20 protein-coding genes are annotated in these 15,295 nt (G+C 62.8%); 14 read left to right on the top strand and 6 right to left on the bottom strand.

What is annotated here, in order from left to right; genetic code table 11:
- Nucleotides 1-12 precede the first annotated feature (12 nt).
- A complete protein-coding gene (locus AB4O09_RS02845; protein ID WP_003177495.1) occupies nt 13-1,017 on the top strand; it encodes an aspartate carbamoyltransferase catalytic subunit in 1,005 nt (334 codons plus the stop codon).
- Nucleotides 1,014-2,285 (top strand): dihydroorotase, encoded by a 1,272-nt coding sequence (locus AB4O09_RS02840; protein ID WP_363807951.1) that lies wholly within the window; start codon nt 1,014-1,016, stop codon nt 2,283-2,285. Before AB4O09_RS02845 ends, AB4O09_RS02840 begins: the two co-directional genes overlap by 4 nt.
- 123 nt (nt 2,286-2,408) lie before the next feature.
- Here the strand turns inward: AB4O09_RS02840 and AB4O09_RS02835 are convergent, their stop codons facing one another.
- Nucleotides 2,409-2,837 (bottom strand): NINE protein, encoded by a 429-nt coding sequence (locus AB4O09_RS02835; protein WP_003206477.1) that lies wholly within the window; start codon nt 2,835-2,837, stop codon nt 2,409-2,411.
- 249 nt (nt 2,838-3,086) lie between these two features.
- Between AB4O09_RS02835 and AB4O09_RS02830 the strand changes: the two genes are divergently transcribed.
- A complete protein-coding gene (locus AB4O09_RS02830) occupies nt 3,087-3,698 on the top strand; it encodes a C40 family peptidase (RefSeq protein WP_003206478.1) in 612 nt (203 codons plus the stop codon).
- 128 nt (nt 3,699-3,826) lie between these two features.
- On the opposite strand, the gene AB4O09_RS02825 is transcribed toward AB4O09_RS02830, so the two are convergent.
- On the bottom strand, nt 3,827-4,861 hold the full coding sequence (locus tag AB4O09_RS02825) for a type IV pilus twitching motility protein PilT (RefSeq protein ID WP_003206482.1): 1,035 nt from the start codon (nt 4,859-4,861) through the stop codon (nt 3,827-3,829).
- A gap of 53 nt (nt 4,862-4,914) precedes the next feature.
- Here AB4O09_RS02825 and AB4O09_RS02820 point away from each other — a divergent pair, with 53 nt between their 5' ends.
- The 10 genes from AB4O09_RS02820 to AB4O09_RS02775 all read left to right on the top strand — a co-directional run bounded on the left by AB4O09_RS02820 (nt 4,915) and on the right by AB4O09_RS02775 (nt 12,018).
- Nucleotides 4,915-5,601, top strand: coding sequence for a YggS family pyridoxal phosphate-dependent enzyme (locus tag AB4O09_RS02820; RefSeq protein WP_003206483.1), 687 nt, complete (start codon nt 4,915-4,917; stop codon nt 5,599-5,601).
- A gap of 35 nt (nt 5,602-5,636) precedes the next feature.
- Nucleotides 5,637-6,455: a pyrroline-5-carboxylate reductase gene (gene proC, locus AB4O09_RS02815; RefSeq protein ID WP_013694466.1), complete on the top strand. Its 819-nt coding sequence runs from the start codon at nt 5,637-5,639 to the stop codon at nt 6,453-6,455.
- 10 nt (nt 6,456-6,465) lie between these two features.
- Complete coding sequence (locus AB4O09_RS02810) at nt 6,466-7,056, top strand: YggT family protein (RefSeq protein WP_003206487.1); 591 nt, start codon at nt 6,466-6,468, stop codon at nt 7,054-7,056.
- 5 nt (nt 7,057-7,061) lie between these two features.
- A complete protein-coding gene (locus AB4O09_RS02805) occupies nt 7,062-7,355 on the top strand; it encodes a DUF167 domain-containing protein (RefSeq protein ID WP_003206488.1) in 294 nt (97 codons plus the stop codon).
- A gap of 303 nt (nt 7,356-7,658) precedes the next feature.
- On the top strand, nt 7,659-8,798 hold the full coding sequence (gene metX, locus AB4O09_RS02800) for a homoserine O-succinyltransferase MetX (protein WP_003206490.1): 1,140 nt from the start codon (nt 7,659-7,661) through the stop codon (nt 8,796-8,798).
- A gap of 7 nt (nt 8,799-8,805) precedes the next feature.
- Nucleotides 8,806-9,426 carry a methionine biosynthesis protein MetW gene (metW, locus tag AB4O09_RS02795; RefSeq protein ID WP_003206492.1) on the top strand — a complete coding sequence of 207 codons (621 nt, stop codon included), beginning with the start codon at nt 8,806-8,808 and terminating at the stop codon, nt 9,424-9,426.
- Nucleotides 9,427-9,452: 26 nt separating this feature from the next.
- Nucleotides 9,453-9,887: a DUF4426 domain-containing protein gene (locus AB4O09_RS02790; RefSeq protein WP_027912918.1), complete on the top strand. Its 435-nt coding sequence runs from the start codon at nt 9,453-9,455 to the stop codon at nt 9,885-9,887.
- Nucleotides 9,884-10,480, top strand: coding sequence for an RdgB/HAM1 family non-canonical purine NTP pyrophosphatase (rdgB, locus tag AB4O09_RS02785; protein ID WP_013694468.1), 597 nt, complete (start codon nt 9,884-9,886; stop codon nt 10,478-10,480). Before AB4O09_RS02790 ends, rdgB begins: the two co-directional genes overlap by 4 nt.
- Nucleotides 10,477-11,676 carry a radical SAM family heme chaperone HemW gene (gene hemW, locus AB4O09_RS02780; RefSeq protein ID WP_003206497.1) on the top strand — a complete coding sequence of 400 codons (1,200 nt, stop codon included), beginning with the start codon at nt 10,477-10,479 and terminating at the stop codon, nt 11,674-11,676. Before rdgB ends, hemW begins: the two co-directional genes overlap by 4 nt.
- An 18-nt stretch (nt 11,677-11,694) precedes the next feature.
- Entirely contained in the window at nt 11,695-12,018 is a 324-nt protein-coding gene (locus AB4O09_RS02775) for a DUF3392 domain-containing protein (protein WP_363807956.1), read from the top strand.
- 179 nt (nt 12,019-12,197) lie between these two features.
- Here the strand turns inward: AB4O09_RS02775 and trmB are convergent, their stop codons facing one another.
- The 4 genes from trmB to AB4O09_RS02755 all read right to left on the bottom strand — a co-directional run bounded on the left by trmB (nt 12,198) and on the right by AB4O09_RS02755 (nt 14,444).
- Complete coding sequence (gene trmB, locus AB4O09_RS02770) at nt 12,198-12,923, bottom strand: tRNA (guanosine(46)-N7)-methyltransferase TrmB (RefSeq protein WP_003206499.1); 726 nt, start codon at nt 12,921-12,923, stop codon at nt 12,198-12,200.
- Nucleotides 12,924-12,932: 9 nt separating this feature from the next.
- Nucleotides 12,933-13,727 (bottom strand): thiazole synthase, encoded by a 795-nt coding sequence (locus AB4O09_RS02765; RefSeq protein ID WP_003177480.1) that lies wholly within the window; start codon nt 13,725-13,727, stop codon nt 12,933-12,935.
- Nucleotides 13,728-13,781: 54 nt separating this feature from the next.
- Nucleotides 13,782-13,982, bottom strand: coding sequence for a sulfur carrier protein ThiS (gene thiS, locus AB4O09_RS02760; RefSeq protein ID WP_018609493.1), 201 nt, complete (start codon nt 13,980-13,982; stop codon nt 13,782-13,784).
- Nucleotides 13,983-14,072: 90 nt separating this feature from the next.
- Complete coding sequence (locus AB4O09_RS02755) at nt 14,073-14,444, bottom strand: DUF423 domain-containing protein (RefSeq protein ID WP_003206503.1); 372 nt, start codon at nt 14,442-14,444, stop codon at nt 14,073-14,075.
- 73 nt (nt 14,445-14,517) lie between these two features.
- Between AB4O09_RS02755 and mtgA the strand changes: the two genes are divergently transcribed.
- Nucleotides 14,518-15,240 carry a monofunctional biosynthetic peptidoglycan transglycosylase gene (mtgA, locus tag AB4O09_RS02750; RefSeq protein ID WP_003206505.1) on the top strand — a complete coding sequence of 241 codons (723 nt, stop codon included), beginning with the start codon at nt 14,518-14,520 and terminating at the stop codon, nt 15,238-15,240.
- Nucleotides 15,241-15,295: the final 55 nt, after the last annotated feature.

Raw genomic sequence — 15,295 nt, 5'->3', positions numbered from 1 at the left:
GAGTCCATCGCGATGACGCCTCTCGAAACCAAGCGCCCGCTGCAGCTCAACGATCAGGGCCAGCTGCGGCACTTCCTGTCCCTCGACGGCCTGCGCCGCGAGCTGCTGACGGAAATCCTCGACACTGCCGACTCGTTTCTCGAAGTCGGTGCCCGGGCGGTGAAGAAAGTTCCGTTGCTGCGCGGCAAGACCGTGTGCAACGTGTTCTTCGAAAACTCCACCCGCACCCGCACCACCTTCGAACTGGCGGCCCAACGGCTGTCGGCGGACGTGATCACCCTCAACGTGTCCACGTCCTCGGCGAGCAAGGGTGAAACCCTGCTCGACACCCTGCGCAACCTCGAAGCCATGGCCGCCGACATGTTCGTCGTGCGCCACGGCGACTCCGGCGCGGCGCACTTCATTGCCGAACACGTCTGCCCGCAAGTGGCGATCATCAACGGCGGCGACGGCCGTCACGCCCACCCGACCCAGGGCATGCTGGACATGCTGACCATCCGTCGGCACAAGGGCAGCTTCGAAAACCTGTCGGTGGCCATCGTCGGCGACATCCTGCACTCGCGGGTGGCCCGCTCGAACATGCTGGCCCTCAAGACCCTCGGCTGCCCGGACATCCGCGTGATCGCGCCGAAAACCCTGCTGCCCATCGGCGTCGAGCAATACGGCGTGAAGGTCTACACCGACATGACCGAAGGCCTCAAGGATGTGGACGTGGTGATCATGCTGCGCCTGCAACGCGAGCGCATGACCGGCGGCCTGCTGCCCAGCGAAGGCGAGTTCTACCGCCTGTTCGGCCTGACCACCGCACGCCTGGCCGGGGCCAAGCCGGACGCTATCGTCATGCACCCGGGGCCGATCAACCGCGGCGTGGAGATCGAGTCGGCGGTGGCCGACGGGCCGCACTCGGTGATTCTCAACCAGGTGACTTACGGCATCGCCATCCGCATGGCCGTGCTGTCCATGGCCATGAGCGGGCAAACGGCCCAGCGCCAATTCGACCAGGAGAACGCCCAGTGAAGCTCAGCATTCTCGGCGCACGCGTGATCGATCCAGCCAGTGGCCTGGATCAAGTGACTGATATCCATATCGATGCCTGCAAGATCGTCGCCCTTGGCGCGGCGCCGGCCGGTTTCGTCGCGGTCGAGACCCTCGACGCCCAAGGCCTGGTGGCCGCTCCCGGCCTGGTGGACCTGAACGTCGCCCTGCGCGAACCGGGCTACAGCCGCAAAGGCAGTATCGTCAGCGAAACCCGGGCCGCCGCTGCCGGTGGCGTGACCAGCCTGTGCTGCCCGCCGCAGACCAAACCGGTGCTGGACACCTCGGCCGTGGCCGAACTGATCCTCGACCGTGCCCGCGAGGCCGGCAACACCAAGGTCTTCCCGATTGGCGCACTGAGCAAGGGCCTGGACGGCGAGCAACTGGCCGAACTCATCGCCCTGCGTGACGCCGGTTGCGTGGCGTTCGGCAACGGCCTGAACAGTTTCCGCAACACCCGTACCCTGTGCCGCGCCCTGGAATACGCGGCGACCTTCGGGCTGACGGTGATCTTCAACTCCCAGGACCACGACCTGGCCGAAGGTGGCCTGGCCCACGAAGGCCCGACCGCCAGTTTCCTCGGCCTGCCGGGCATCCCGGAAACCGCCGAGACCGTGGCCCTGGCCCGGGACCTGCTGTTGGTCGAGCAAAGCGGCGTACGCGCCCACTTCAGCCAGTTGACCAGTGCTCGCGGTGCGGCACTGATCGCCCAGGCCCAGGCCCGCGGCCTGCCGGTGACCGCCGATGTGGCGCTGTACCAGTTGATCCTGACCGACGAAGCGCTGATCGATTTCAACAGCGTCTACCACGTCCAGCCGCCACTGCGCACCCGCGCCGACCGCGATGGCCTGCGTGAGGCGGTGAAGTCCGGGGTGATTTCGGCCATCTCCAGCCATCACCAACCCCATGAACGCGATGCCAAGCTGGCACCGTTCGGCGCCACCGAGCCGGGCATCAGCAGCGTCGAACTGCTGCTGCCGCTGGCCTTGACGCTGGTGGAAGACGGTCTGCTGGACCTGCCGACCCTGCTGGCGCGCCTGAGCGCCGGCCCGGCCCAGGCGCTGCAACTGCCGGCGGGGAAACTCGCGGTTGGCGCCGCGGCGGACCTGGTGCTGTTCGACCCCACCGCCTCCACCGTGGCCGGTGAAGCCTGGCGTTCCAAGGGTGACAACTGCCCGTTCCTCGGCCATAGCCTGCCGGGGGTGGTGCGTTACACCCTGATGGATGGGCGGATCACCCACCAGGCCTGAAAAACTGCGTCGCTCTCATCGCGAGCAAGCTCGCTCCCACAGGGATCTTTGGTGAACACATGCCCCGTGAACACCTCGATCCAGTGTGGGAGCGAGCTTGCTCGCGATGCAGGCGACCCGGTCTTACTGAAAAGCCCCACGCTTCTGCGCATTACGAATCGACACCTGATCATTCAGCGTCCAGAAGTCATACAGAACCCCCAGGAAAAACACCCCGCCGGTCAGCAGGTAGAGAATCCCGCTGAGCCATTTGCCCTGGTACATGCGGTGTACGCCCAGCACCCCGAGAAACGTCAACAGAATCCACGCCACGCTGTATTCGATAGGCCCCGGGGTGAAACGCAGGTCCGCTTCGCGATCCATGGCCGGAATCAGGAACAAGTCGATCAGCCAGCCAATGCCCAGCAGGCCGAAGGTGAAGAACCAGATCGTGCCCGTGACCGGCTTGCCGTAATAGAAACGATGGGCACCGGTGAAACCGAAAATCCACAGCAGATACCCAATGACCTTGCTGTGAGTATCGCGGATTGCATCCTGCTGATAGCTGTTCATGAATGGCCTCTTTTGCCTCGATAGATAAATTTTTTCGGAGTTTTTGTGACTTTTTCGTGTCCAGCCGACAAGCGGTCCTCGGCGACTCGAGCCGGCGAAAGCCCCGTGGTATAGGGGTTCTGTCAGACAATCAGGTCAATTTGTCGCATTTTGCTGGGTTTTGCGCTGCGTTTCGAATCGACAAACGGCCTCGGAAACGCAAAAAAAGCTGTTATAAAGTTGCGCGCCAACCTTTAAGAGCCTTGCCTAATGCGTCCATTTTTCAAGACATGGCTAACCATTTGCCTATTATTGCCACTGGCCGCCCACGCCACCAATCGTGAGCAACGTCTTCCCAACGTCAACGGCTATACCCCGAAATCCCATGTTTCTGCTTCCTTGAGCAAGAACAAGCCAGGCGCCCAGCGCGTGAGCACAGCCAACAGCAAGCTGGTCCCGCCGATGGCGACCAAAGCGAGCAGCAATGTGTTGAGCCGCGCCGTGAATGTACTCGGCACACCTTATCGTTGGGGCGGCAGTAGCCCAAGTAAAGGTTTCGATTGCAGCGGACTGGTGAAATACGCCTTCAACGACGCTACCTTCGACCTTCCGCGCACCTCCAACGCCATGGCCGCCGGTCATGGCGAGAAAGTCGATCGCAAGGACCTCAAGCCCGGCGACCTGATCTTCTTCAAGCTCAAGAGCCGCCGGGTCAACCACGTGGCCATCTACCTGGGCAACGACCGCTTCATCCACGCCCCGCGCCGTGGCAAGTCGGTGAGCATCGACACCTTGAACAAGCCGTACTGGGACACTCACTACGTGGTGGCCAAGCGCGTGCTGCCGAAAGAGCCGGGTGCGATGCGCGTGGTTCAGCGCTGATTCCGGCACTTTTGCTGTAGCTGATGACCTCATCGCGAGCAAGCTCGCTCCCACACTGGATTTCCATTCGCTGAAAGTCCTGTGGGAGCGAGCTTGCTCGCGATGAGGCCTGCAAAAGCACCACCCCTCTAGAAGTTATCCGGCGTACGCGCCCGCTCCCGCGCATGTTCGCGGCTGATCAGCCCCTTGTTCACCAAGTCCTTCAGGCACATGTCCAGCGTCTGCATCCCCAGCGAACCGCCGGTCTGGATGGCCGAGTACATCTGCGCCACCTTGTCTTCGCGGATCAGGTTCCGGATGGCCGAGGTACCCAGCATGATTTCATGCGCCGCGATCCGGCCGCCGCCGATTTTCTTGACCAGCGTCTGGGAAATCACCGCCTGCAACGATTCCGACAACATCGAGCGAACCATGGACTTCTCGTCACCAGGGAACACGTCCACCACCCGGTCGATGGTCTTGGCCGCCGACGTGGTGTGCAGGGTGCCGAACACCAGGTGCCCGGTTTCCGCGGCGGTCAGCGCCAGGCGAATGGTTTCAAGGTCGCGCATCTCCCCCACCAGGATCACGTCCGGGTCCTCCCGCAGGGCCGAACGCAGGGCCGTGGAGAAACCCTGGGTGTCGCGGTGCACCTCACGCTGGTTGATCAGGCATTTGCGCGGTTCGTGAACGAATTCGATAGGGTCTTCGATGGTGAGGATGTGATGGTGCTTGTGGCTGTTCAAGTAATCGATCATGGCCGCCAGGGTGGTGGATTTGCCTGACCCGGTCGGCCCGGTCACCAACACCAGCCCACGAGGCGCCTCGGTCACTTTGCGAAACACCTCGCCCATCCCCAGGTCTTCCATGGTCAGGACTTTCGACGGAATGGTCCGAAACACCGCCCCCGCACCGCGATTCTGGTTGAAAGCGTTGACCCGGAACCGCGCGACGCCCGGTACCTCGAAAGAAAAGTCAGTCTCCAGAAACTTTTCGTAATCTACTCGCTGCCGGTCGTTCATGATGTCGTAGATCAGTTCATGAACCTGCTTGTGGTCCAGTGCCGGCAGGTTGATGCGCCTGACATCGCCATCGACGCGGATCATCGGTGGCAGCCCGGCGGACAGGTGCAGGTCCGACGCGCCCTGCTTGGCGCTGAACGCCAGTAACTCAGTGATATCCATAGCGCTCCTCAATTCCAGTAGAATGCCGCGAACCTCACCGCTGGCGCTTCTTTATGTCCACGATAGCAGACAACATCGCTCAGGTTAGTTCGCGCATCCGCGCTGCGGAGCAGGCCGCCCAGCGTGCCGAACACAGTGTCAAACTGCTGGCCGTGAGCAAGACCAAACCCGTCCAGGCCCTGCGCGAAGCCTATGCTGCCGGCCTGCGGGACTTCGGCGAGAACTACCTGCAAGAAGCCTTGGGCAAACAGCTCGAACTGACCGACCTGCCCTTGATCTGGCACTTCATCGGCCCCATTCAATCGAACAAGACGCGCGCTATCGCCGAACATTTCGACTGGGTGCATTCCGTGGATCGCTTGAAAATTGCACAGCGCCTGTCCGAGCAGCGCCCGGCCGACTTGCCACCGCTGAATATCTGCATTCAGGTCAACGTCAGCGGTGAAGCCAGCAAATCCGGCTGCACCCCGGCGGACCTACCCGCCCTGGCCAACGCCATCAGCGCCCTGCCCCGCCTGAAACTGCGCGGGTTGATGGCGATTCCCGAACCCACCGAAGACCGCGCCGCCCAGGACGCCGCCTTCGCCGCCGTTGAACGCCTGCAAGCCAGCCTGGCGCTACCGCTGGACACCCTTTCCATGGGCATGAGCCACGACCTTGAGTCGGCCATTGCCCAGGGCGCCACCTGGGTGCGCATCGGTACTGCCCTGTTTGGTGCCCGCGACTACGGTCAATCCTGAAACATGGCCGACTCATCTCTTTATAAGGACCTGTCATGAGCAACACGCGTATTGCCTTCATCGGCGCCGGCAACATGGCCGCCAGCCTGATCGGCGGCCTGCGGGCCAAGGGCCTGGACGCTTCCCTGATCCGCGCCAGCGATCCGGGCGAAGAGACCCGCACCCGGGTGAGCGCCGAACACGGTATCGAAACCTTCGCCGACAACGCCCAGGCCATCGACGGCGCGGACGTCATCGTGCTGGCGGTCAAGCCGCAGGCGATGAAAACCGTCTGCGCGGCCCTGCGCCCAAGTCTCAAGCCTCATCAACTGGTGGTGTCGATTGCCGCCGGCATCACGTGCGCCAGCATGAACAACTGGCTCGGCGAGCAGCCGATCGTACGCTGCATGCCCAACACCCCGGCACTGCTGCGCCAGGGCGTCAGCGGCCTGTTCGCCACTTCCCAAGTGTCCGCTGCACAACGCCAGCAGGCCGAAGAACTGCTGTCGGCTGTCGGCCTGGCACTGTGGCTGGACACCGAACAGCAACTGGACGCCGTCACCGCCGTCTCCGGCTCGGGCCCGGCGTACTTCTTCCTGCTGATCGAAGCCATGACCGCCGCCGGCGAGAAACTCGGCCTGCCCCGGGAAACCGCCGCCAGGCTGACCTTGCAGACCGCCCTCGGTGCCGCGCACATGGCGGTGTCCAGCGACGTCGATGCCGCCGAGCTGCGCCGCCGCGTGACCTCGCCGGCCGGCACCACCGAAGCGGCCATCAAATCGTTCCAGGCCGGGGGCTTCGAAGCCCTGGTGGAAAAAGCACTCGGCGCCGCCGCGCACCGCTCGGCCGAAATGGCCGAACAACTGGGCCAATAAGGAGCCATTCATGATTGGATTGAACACTGCAGCGGTCTACGTGCTGCAAACCCTCGGCAGCCTGTACCTGCTGATCGTGCTGCTGCGCTTCGTGCTGCAACTGGTGCGCGCCAACTTCTACAACCCGCTGTGCCAGTTCATCGTCAAGGCCACCCAGCCACTGCTCAAGCCGCTGCGTCGGATCATCCCGAGCCTGTTCGGCCTGGACATGTCGTCGCTGGTCCTGGCGATCCTCGTGCAACTGGCGCTGATGGCCCTGACCCTGCTGCTGACCTACGGCACCACCGGCAACCCGCTGCAACTGCTGATCTGGTCGATCATTGGCGTGACCGCGCTGTTCCTGAAGATTTTCTTCTTCGCCCTGATCATCAGCGTGATCCTGTCGTGGGTCGCGCCGGGCAGCCATAACCCGGGCGCCGAACTGGTGAACCAGATCTGCGAGCCGGCCCTGGCGCCGTTCCGCCGCATCCTGCCGAACCTCGGTGGCCTGGATATCTCGCCGATCCTGGCGTTCATGGTGCTCAAGCTGATCGACATGCTGGTGATCAACAACCTGGCGGCGATAACCATGATGCCGGAAATCCTGCGCCTGCTGATCTGACCCACGTGAGCTACTTTCGCTGGGATGGCGACGACCTGATCCTGGAGTGTCACCTGCAACCGGCAGCCCGCAGCGATGATTTCGCCGGGCTGCACGGTGACCGCCTGAAGATCCGCCTCACCGCCCCGCCGGTCGAAGGCAAGGCCAATGCGTACCTGATGGCGTTCCTGGCCAAGGCGTTTGGCGTGTCCAAGAGCCAGGTCAGCCTGGTCAGTGGCGAATTGAACCGGCAGAAACGGGTGCGCATCCATTCACCGAAGAAACTGCCGGAGTTGCCGGGCCTCGTCCGGCCCACCTGATCCGGCTTGGATCGGGGGCATAGTTAACCCTGTGGCGAGGGAGCCTGCTTCCGCTGGGTGGCACCTGTAGGAGCTGCCGGAGGCTGCGATCTTTTGTTTTGATCTTTCGCTTTGGCCCCACGGTACACAGGGGAAAGATCGCAGCCTCGTTGCACTCGACAGCTCCTACAGGGCCGCTTCGCGCCCCAGCGGGAGCAAGCTCCCTCGCCACAAAAACAACGGCGGACAATCAGCCGCACCTTTGCTTGCCGCCTGCCACAGCGGTCTTTAGACTTACGCCTCATTTCAACGCGAGCAGGGTCGATGCCAGCTGCCTTTCCCCCCGATTCCGTTGGTCTGGTGACGCCGCAAATGGCGCATTTCAGCGAGCCCCTGGCCCTGGCCTGCGGCCGTTCGTTGCCAGCCTATGACCTGATCTACGAAACCTACGGCACCCTCAATGCCACGGCGAGCAATGCCGTGCTGATTTGCCATGCCTTGTCGGGGCACCACCACGCCGCCGGCTACCACAGCATCGACGACCGCAAGCCCGGTTGGTGGGACAGCTGCATCGGCCCGGGCAAGCCCATCGATACCAGCAAGTTCTTCGTGGTCAGCCTGAACAACCTGGGCGGCTGCAACGGTTCCACCGGCCCCAGCAGCCTCAACCCGGACACCGGCAAACCTTTCGGCGCCGATTTTCCGGTGCTGACCGTGGAAGACTGGGTCCACAGCCAGGCGCGCCTGGCCGACCGCCTCGGGATCGGCCAGTGGGCAGCCGTGATCGGTGGCAGCCTGGGAGGCATGCAGGCCCTGCAATGGACCATCACTTACCCGGACCGCGTGCGCCACTGCCTGGCAATCGCCTCGGCGCCCAAGCTGTCGGCACAGAACATCGCCTTCAACGAAGTGGCGCGCCAGGCGATCCTCACCGACCCGGAGTTCCATGGCGGCTCGTTCCAGGAACACGGCGTGATCCCCAAGCGCGGGCTGATGCTGGCGCGGATGGTCGGGCACATCACCTACCTGTCCGACGACTCCATGGGCGAGAAATTCGGCCGTGGCCTCAAGAGCGAAAAGCTCAACTACGACTTCCACAGCGTCGAGTTCCAGGTCGAAAGCTACCTGCGTTACCAGGGTGAAGAGTTCTCCGGGCGCTTTGACGCCAACACGTACCTGCTGATGACCAAGGCACTGGACTACTTCGATCCGGCGGCGAACTTCGACGATAACCTGGCGAAAACCTTCGCCAACGCCACCGCCAAGTTCTGCGTGATGTCGTTCACCACCGACTGGCGCTTCTCCCCGGCGCGCTCGCGGGAGCTGGTGGACGCGCTGATGGCCGCGCGCAAGGACGTCTGCTACCTGGAAATCGACGCGCCCCAGGGTCACGACGCCTTTTTGATCCCGATCCCGCGCTACCTGCAGGCGTTCGGCAACTACATGAACCGTATAACGCTGTGAGGACGCCATGAGAGCCGATCTGGAAATCATCCAGGAATGGATCCCCGCCGGCAGCCGCGTGCTCGACCTGGGCTGCGGCAACGGCGAACTGCTGACCTGGCTGCGGGACAACAAGCAAGTCAGCGGCTACGGCCTGGAAAACGACCCGGACAACATTGCCGAATGCGTCGCCAAGGGCATCAACGTCATCGAGCAGGACCTGGACAAGGGCCTGGGCAACTTTGCCAGCAACAGCTTCGACATCGTGGTCATGACCCAGGCGCTGCAAGCAGTGCACTACCCGGACAAGATCCTCGACGAAATGCTGCGGGTTGGACGCCAGTGCATCATCACCTTCCCCAACTTCGGCCACTGGCGTTGCCGCTGGTACCTGGCGAGCAAGGGCCGCATGCCGGTTTCGGAGTTCCTGCCCTACACCTGGTACAACACGCCGAACATCCATTTCTGCACCTTCGAGGATTTCGAGGCGCTGTGCCGCGAGCGTGAAGCCAAGGTCATCGATCGCCTGGCCGTGGACCAACAGCACCGCCACGGGTGGGCCAGCAAGCTATGGCCTAATCTGTTAGGTGAGATAGGCATCTATCGGGTCAGCAGCCCAGGCCTTACCGATTATCAGGTCGCGGTGTAAGCCCCCGGCCTTACCAGGAGCACGACATGAACCGTCTAGCGTTGTTTCTCATCACCGCTTGCCTGAGCGTTAGCGCCATGGCCGCCGACGTTATCAAGGGCGAGCGCAAGGAAGTGTTCGGTGATATCACCGTGCACTACAACACCTTCAACTCCACCTTCCTGACACCGGACATCGCCAAGGCCGCCGAGCTGATTCGCAGCAAGCAACAAGGCGTGATCAACATCTCGGTGCTCAAGGATGGCAAGCCCTTGATGGCCCAGGTCAGCGGCACGGTGAAAGACCTCACCAGCCAGAGCGTCCCGCTGCAATTCAAGCAGGTGACCGAGCCAGGCGCGATCTACTACATCGCCCAGTATCCGGTGGATCAACAGGAAGTCCGGACCTTCGAAATCAAGGTGCAAACCGGCGACAAGATCAACACCATCAACTTCAACCAGGAACTGTTCCCGGGCCAATGATCAACTTCACCCAACTCGTACTGGCCAGCCACAACGCCGGCAAACTCAAGGAACTGCAAGCCATGCTCGGCGGGTCGGTGCAGTTGCGCTCGATTGGCGAGTTCAGCCAGGTGGAACCGGAAGAGACCGGCCTGTCGTTCGTCGAGAACGCCATCCTCAAGGCCCGCAATGCCGCACGCATCTCGGGCCTGCCAGCGCTGGCCGACGATTCCGGGCTGGCCGTGGACTTCCTGGGCGGCGCGCCAGGCATTTACTCGGCCCGCTACGCCGACGGCAAAGGTGACGCGGCGAACAACGCCAAGCTGCTCGACGCCCTCAAGGACGTGCCCGAAGCCGAGCGCGGCGCTCAGTTCGTGTGTGTGCTGGCCCTGGTCCGCCATGCCGATGACCCATTGCCGATCCTCTGCGAAGGCCTGTGGCACGGGCGCATTCTCACCGAAGCCAGCGGCGAGCACGGTTTTGGCTATGACCCGTTGTTCTGGGTGCCGGAGCGCAATTGCTCCAGCGCCGAGCTGGGGCCGGTGGAAAAGAATCAACTGAGCCACCGCGCCCGCGCCATGGCCCTGCTGCGTCAACGCCTGGGCCTGCAATGATCGACGACACTCCCGCACCGCTGATCCATGGCGGTGTACAAACACCTCGGGCGCCACTGCCAGTGCTGCCGCCCCTGGCGTTGTACGTCCACATCCCGTGGTGCGTGCGCAAATGCCCGTATTGCGACTTCAACTCCCACACCGCCAGCCCGCAGTTGCCGGAAGAGGAATATGTCGACGCCTTGCTGGCCGACCTCGACCAGGATTTGCACGCGGTTCATGGTCGCCCGTTGAGCTCGATCTTTTTCGGCGGCGGCACCCCGAGCCTGTTCAGCGCCCAAGCCTTGGGGCGATTGCTCAAGGGTGTGGAAGCGCGGATACCGTTCGCCCAGGACATTGAAATCACCCTGGAAGCCAACCCCGGCACCTTCGAGCAGGAAAAATTCGTCGCTTACCGGGCCTTGGGCATCAATCGCCTGTCCATCGGTATCCAGAGTTTCCAGCAGGCCAAGCTCGAGGCCCTGGGCCGGATCCACAACGGCGACGAGGCGGTGCGCGCCGCCGGCATGGCTCGCCAGGCCGGTTTCGACAATTTCAACCTGGACCTGATGCATGGGCTGCCCGACCAGTCCCTGGAAGACGCCTTGAGCGACCTGCGCCAGGCCATCGCCTTGAAGCCGACGCATTTGTCCTGGTACCAGCTGACGCTGGAGCCGAACACGGTGTTCTGGAACCAGCCGCCGACATTGCCCGAAGACGACACGCTGTGGGACATTCAGGAAGCCGGGCAAGCCTTGCTGGCCGAACACGGCTACGCCCAATACGAAGTCTCGGCCTACGCCCAACCCGGCCGGGCGGCGCGGCATAACCTCAACTACTGGAGCTTCGGCGACTTCATCGGCATTGGTGCCGGCGCCCACGGCAAGCTCAGCCATCCGGACGGGCGCATCGTGCGCACCTGGAAGACCCGCCTGCCCAAAGACTACCTCAACCCGGCCAAGAGCTTCCAGGCCGGCGAGAAAACCCTGGCCAACGAAGAGCTGCCGTTCGAGTTCCTGATGAACGCCCTGCGCCTGACCGCGGGCGTGGAAGCGCGGCTGTACCCGGAGCGCACCGGGCTGCCCCTGCAAAGCCTGGCCGAAGGCCGGCGCGAGGCCGAACAAAGCGGGTTGTTGCAGGTCGAACCGACACGTCTGGCGGCCACCGAGCGCGGACAGCTGTTTCTCAACGACTTGCTGCAGACATTTCTGAGCTGATCAAAACAAGGAAATCGAATGGATCTGGTACTCGACCTGTTGGCCACCGTGTCCCGCTGGAGCCGCAGCAACCTGTCGGAAATCTCCCTGGCATTGGTAGGCTGCCTGTTGGTGCTGTTTGGTGCCGACATCAAGGGCTGGGTCGAACAACGCCTGGGCAGCATCGCTGGCGCCTTGCGCGTCCCGCTGATCGCCCTGCTGTGCATGATCGGCAGCGGCGCGGCACTGATCTACGCCACGCCGTGGGTCGTTCGGGGCTTGAGCCAGTTCAACAACTACAGCCTGGCGCCGGTGTTGTTGGTGATACTGGTGTTGATAGGCGTAGTCGCGGATCGGCGCTGAGCCGAAACACACCGCCAAACACATGTGGGAGCAAAGCTTTGTGGGAGCAAGGCTTGCCCACGATAGCAGCGCCTCGGTACCCACTTGAAACCCGAATTGCCTGCATCGCGAGCAAGCTTTGCTCCCACAAAGCCTTGCTCCCACAGAAGCTCAGTCCCACATTGAGCATCGCGTGATGTTTAAGCCAACTTCTCGAACTTCAAATCCCAAACCCCGTGCCCAAGGCGTTCGCCTCGGCGCTCGAACTTGGTGATCGGCCGTTCAGCCGGGCGTGGCACGCACTTGCCGTCTTCGGCCAGGTTGCGATAGCCCGGGGCGACGTTCATCACTTCCAGCATGTATTCGGCGTAGGGTTCCCAGTCGGTAGCCATGTGCAACACACCGCCGACCTTCAACTTGCTGCGCACCAGTTCAGCGAACGACGCCTGGACGATACGGCGCTTGTGGTGGCGGCTTTTGTGCCAAGGGTCCGGGAAGAACAGCATCAGCCGGTCGAGGCTGTTATCGGCCACGCAGCGACTGAGCACTTCGATGGCGTCGCAATCGTAGACCCGCAGGTTGGTCAGCCCTTGGGTCAGCACGCCATTGAGCAGTGCACCGACGCCCGGACGATGGACTTCCACCCCGATGAAATCCTGCTCCGGCGAGGCGGCGGCCATTTCCAGCAACGAATGGCCCATGCCGAAGCCGATTTCCAGCGAGCGCGGGGCCGAGCGGCCGAAGACCTGGTCAAAATCCACCGGTGCATCGGCCAGCGGCAGGACAAACAGCGGCGCGCCCTGCTCCAGGCCGCGCTGCTGGCCTTCAGTCATGCGCCCGGCGCGCATCACGAAACTCTTGATGCGGCGGTGCTGGCGCTCTTCGCCTTCTTCCGGCAGGACCGGCGTGTCGTTCGATTCAGTCATCAATGGCTCTTACTTGATCAGACCATCCAGCGGCGAGGAGGCGCTGGCGTAAAGTTTTTTCGGCATGCGGCCAGCCAGGTACGCCAGGCGACCGGCGACGATGGCGTGCTTCATGGCTTCGGCCATGAGGATCGGCTGCTGGGCGTGGGCGATGGCCGAGTTCATCAGCACCGCTTCGCAACCCAGTTCCATGGCGATGGTGGCGTCGGAAGCGGTACCGACACCGGCATCCACCAACACCGGGATCTTGGCTTCTTCCAGGATGATCTGCAGGTTGTACGGGTTGCAGATCCCCAGGCCTGTGCCGATCAGGCCGGCCAGCGGCATGACCGCGATGCAGCCGATTTCCGCCAATTGACGGGCGATGATCGGGTCATCGCTGGTGTAGACCATCACGTCGAAGCCTTCCTTGACCAGGGTTTCAGCGGCCTTGAGGGTTTCGATCACGTTGGGGAACAGGGTTTTCTGGTCCGCCAGCACTTCCAGCTTCACCAGGTTGTGGCCGTCGAGCAGCTCACGGGCCAGGCGGCAGGTGCGCACGGCCTCGATAGCGTCGAAGCAACCGGCGGTGTTCGGCAGGATGGTGTAGCGGTCCGGCGGCAGGATATCCAGCAGGTTCGGTTCGCCCGGGTTCTGGCCGATGTTGGTCCGGCGCACGGCGACGGTCACGATTTCGGCGCCCGAGGCCTCGATGGCCAGGCGGGTTTCTTCCATGTCGCGATATTTGCCGGTGCCTACCAGCAAACGCGACTGGTAGGTACGACCGGCCAGGACGAAGGGCTTGTCGCTACGAACGATGCTCATGGGAAATCCTCTGTTGGGGTGAGGTTCTTGCGAAATGCTGCGAAACCGAGGCGACTAGCCGCCGCCAATGGCATGGACCACTTCGACGCTGTCGCCATCGTTCAACGTGGTTTCGGCGTGCTGGCTGCGCGGGACGATATCCAGATTGAGTTCCACCGCGACGCGGCGTCCGGTGAGTTCCAGACGGGTCAGCAGGGCCGCGACGGTTTCACCGTCGGGCAGATCAAGGGGTTCGCCGTTCAACTGAATGCGCATGCCGGATGCCGCCATCATTTTTAGGGGCTGGCATTCTAGCCCGATCAGTCTGGGCGACCCAAGCCATTCGTCATGAAATGGACCGCCCGGTCAGCCCAGCCGCCAGGCGGCAAGCCCCAGGCACACCCAGCCGATCAGGAACGCCACACCGCCCAACGGCGTGATGATGCCCAGTTTGCTGATGCCCGTGAGGGTCAGCAGGTACAGGCTGCCGGAGAACAACAGGATGCCGACCACAAATGAAACCCCGGCCCAGGTGACGATGCGGCCGGGAATGTGTGTGGCCAGCAGCGCAACGCCCAGCAACGCCAGGGTGTGCACCAGTTGGTAGGTGACGCCGGTGTGGAAAATCGCCAGGTATTCGGCGCTCAGGCGGCTTTTCAGGGCATGGGCGGCAAATGCCCCCAGCGCCACGCCTGTGAAGCCGAAAAAAGCGGCCAGCATCAGAAAGCTACGCAGCATGAGAACTCCAGTCAAACTCGATGGACAGGGTCTGTATAATGGCCCGCTCGACGGGTTCGGCCAAGCCATCTCTATGCTGCGTTTATTATTTCGACGATTCCTTAAAGCCCTGCTCTGGTTCGCCGTTGGCAGCGTTGTGCTCGTGCTGTTGTTTCGGGTGGTACCGCCGCCGTTCACGGCGCTGATGATCGAGCGCAAGGTTGAATCCTGGTTCGGCGGCGACCCCATCGACCTGCAACGCACCTGGCAGCCTTGGGACCAGATCTCCGATAGCCTGAAAGTGGCGGTGATTGCTGGCGAAGACCAGAAATTCCCCGAGCACTGGGGCTTCGACATCGGCGCGATCCAGGCCGCGTTCGCCCACAATGGGCGTGGCGGTTCAATTCGCGGCGCCAGTACCCTCAGCCAGCAAGTGTCCAAGAACCTGTTCCTGTGGTCGGGCCGCAGCTGGCTGCGCAAGGGGCTGGAGGCCTGGTTCACCGCACTGATCGAAGTGTTCTGGCCCAAGCAGCGGATCCTTGAGGTGTACCTCAACAGTGTCGAGTGGGATGACGGCGTGTTCGGGGCCGAAGCCGCAGCACGACATCATTTTCGCGTAGGCGCCGACGCCTTGTCCCGGCAACAGGCCAGCCTGCTGGCGGCGGTCTTGCCTAACCCGCGCAAATGGAGCGCCGGCCGACCGAGCCCCTATGTGCTGCGGCGGGCTGGCTGGATTCGTCAGCAGATGAGCCAGTTGGGGGGCGACAGTTATTTGCTGGAACTCAACAATTCGCGGCGAGCGCCTTGGGCCCAGTAGCTGCAACACTGAAGCCCCACCTGTGGGAGCGAGCTTGCTCGCGATAGCGGCGGGT

It is taken from the genome of Pseudomonas sp. H1_F01, from assembly GCF_054681425.1.
The sequence above is the reverse complement of the archived record's forward strand: the minus strand, read 5'-3'. Positions and strand labels throughout refer to the sequence as shown.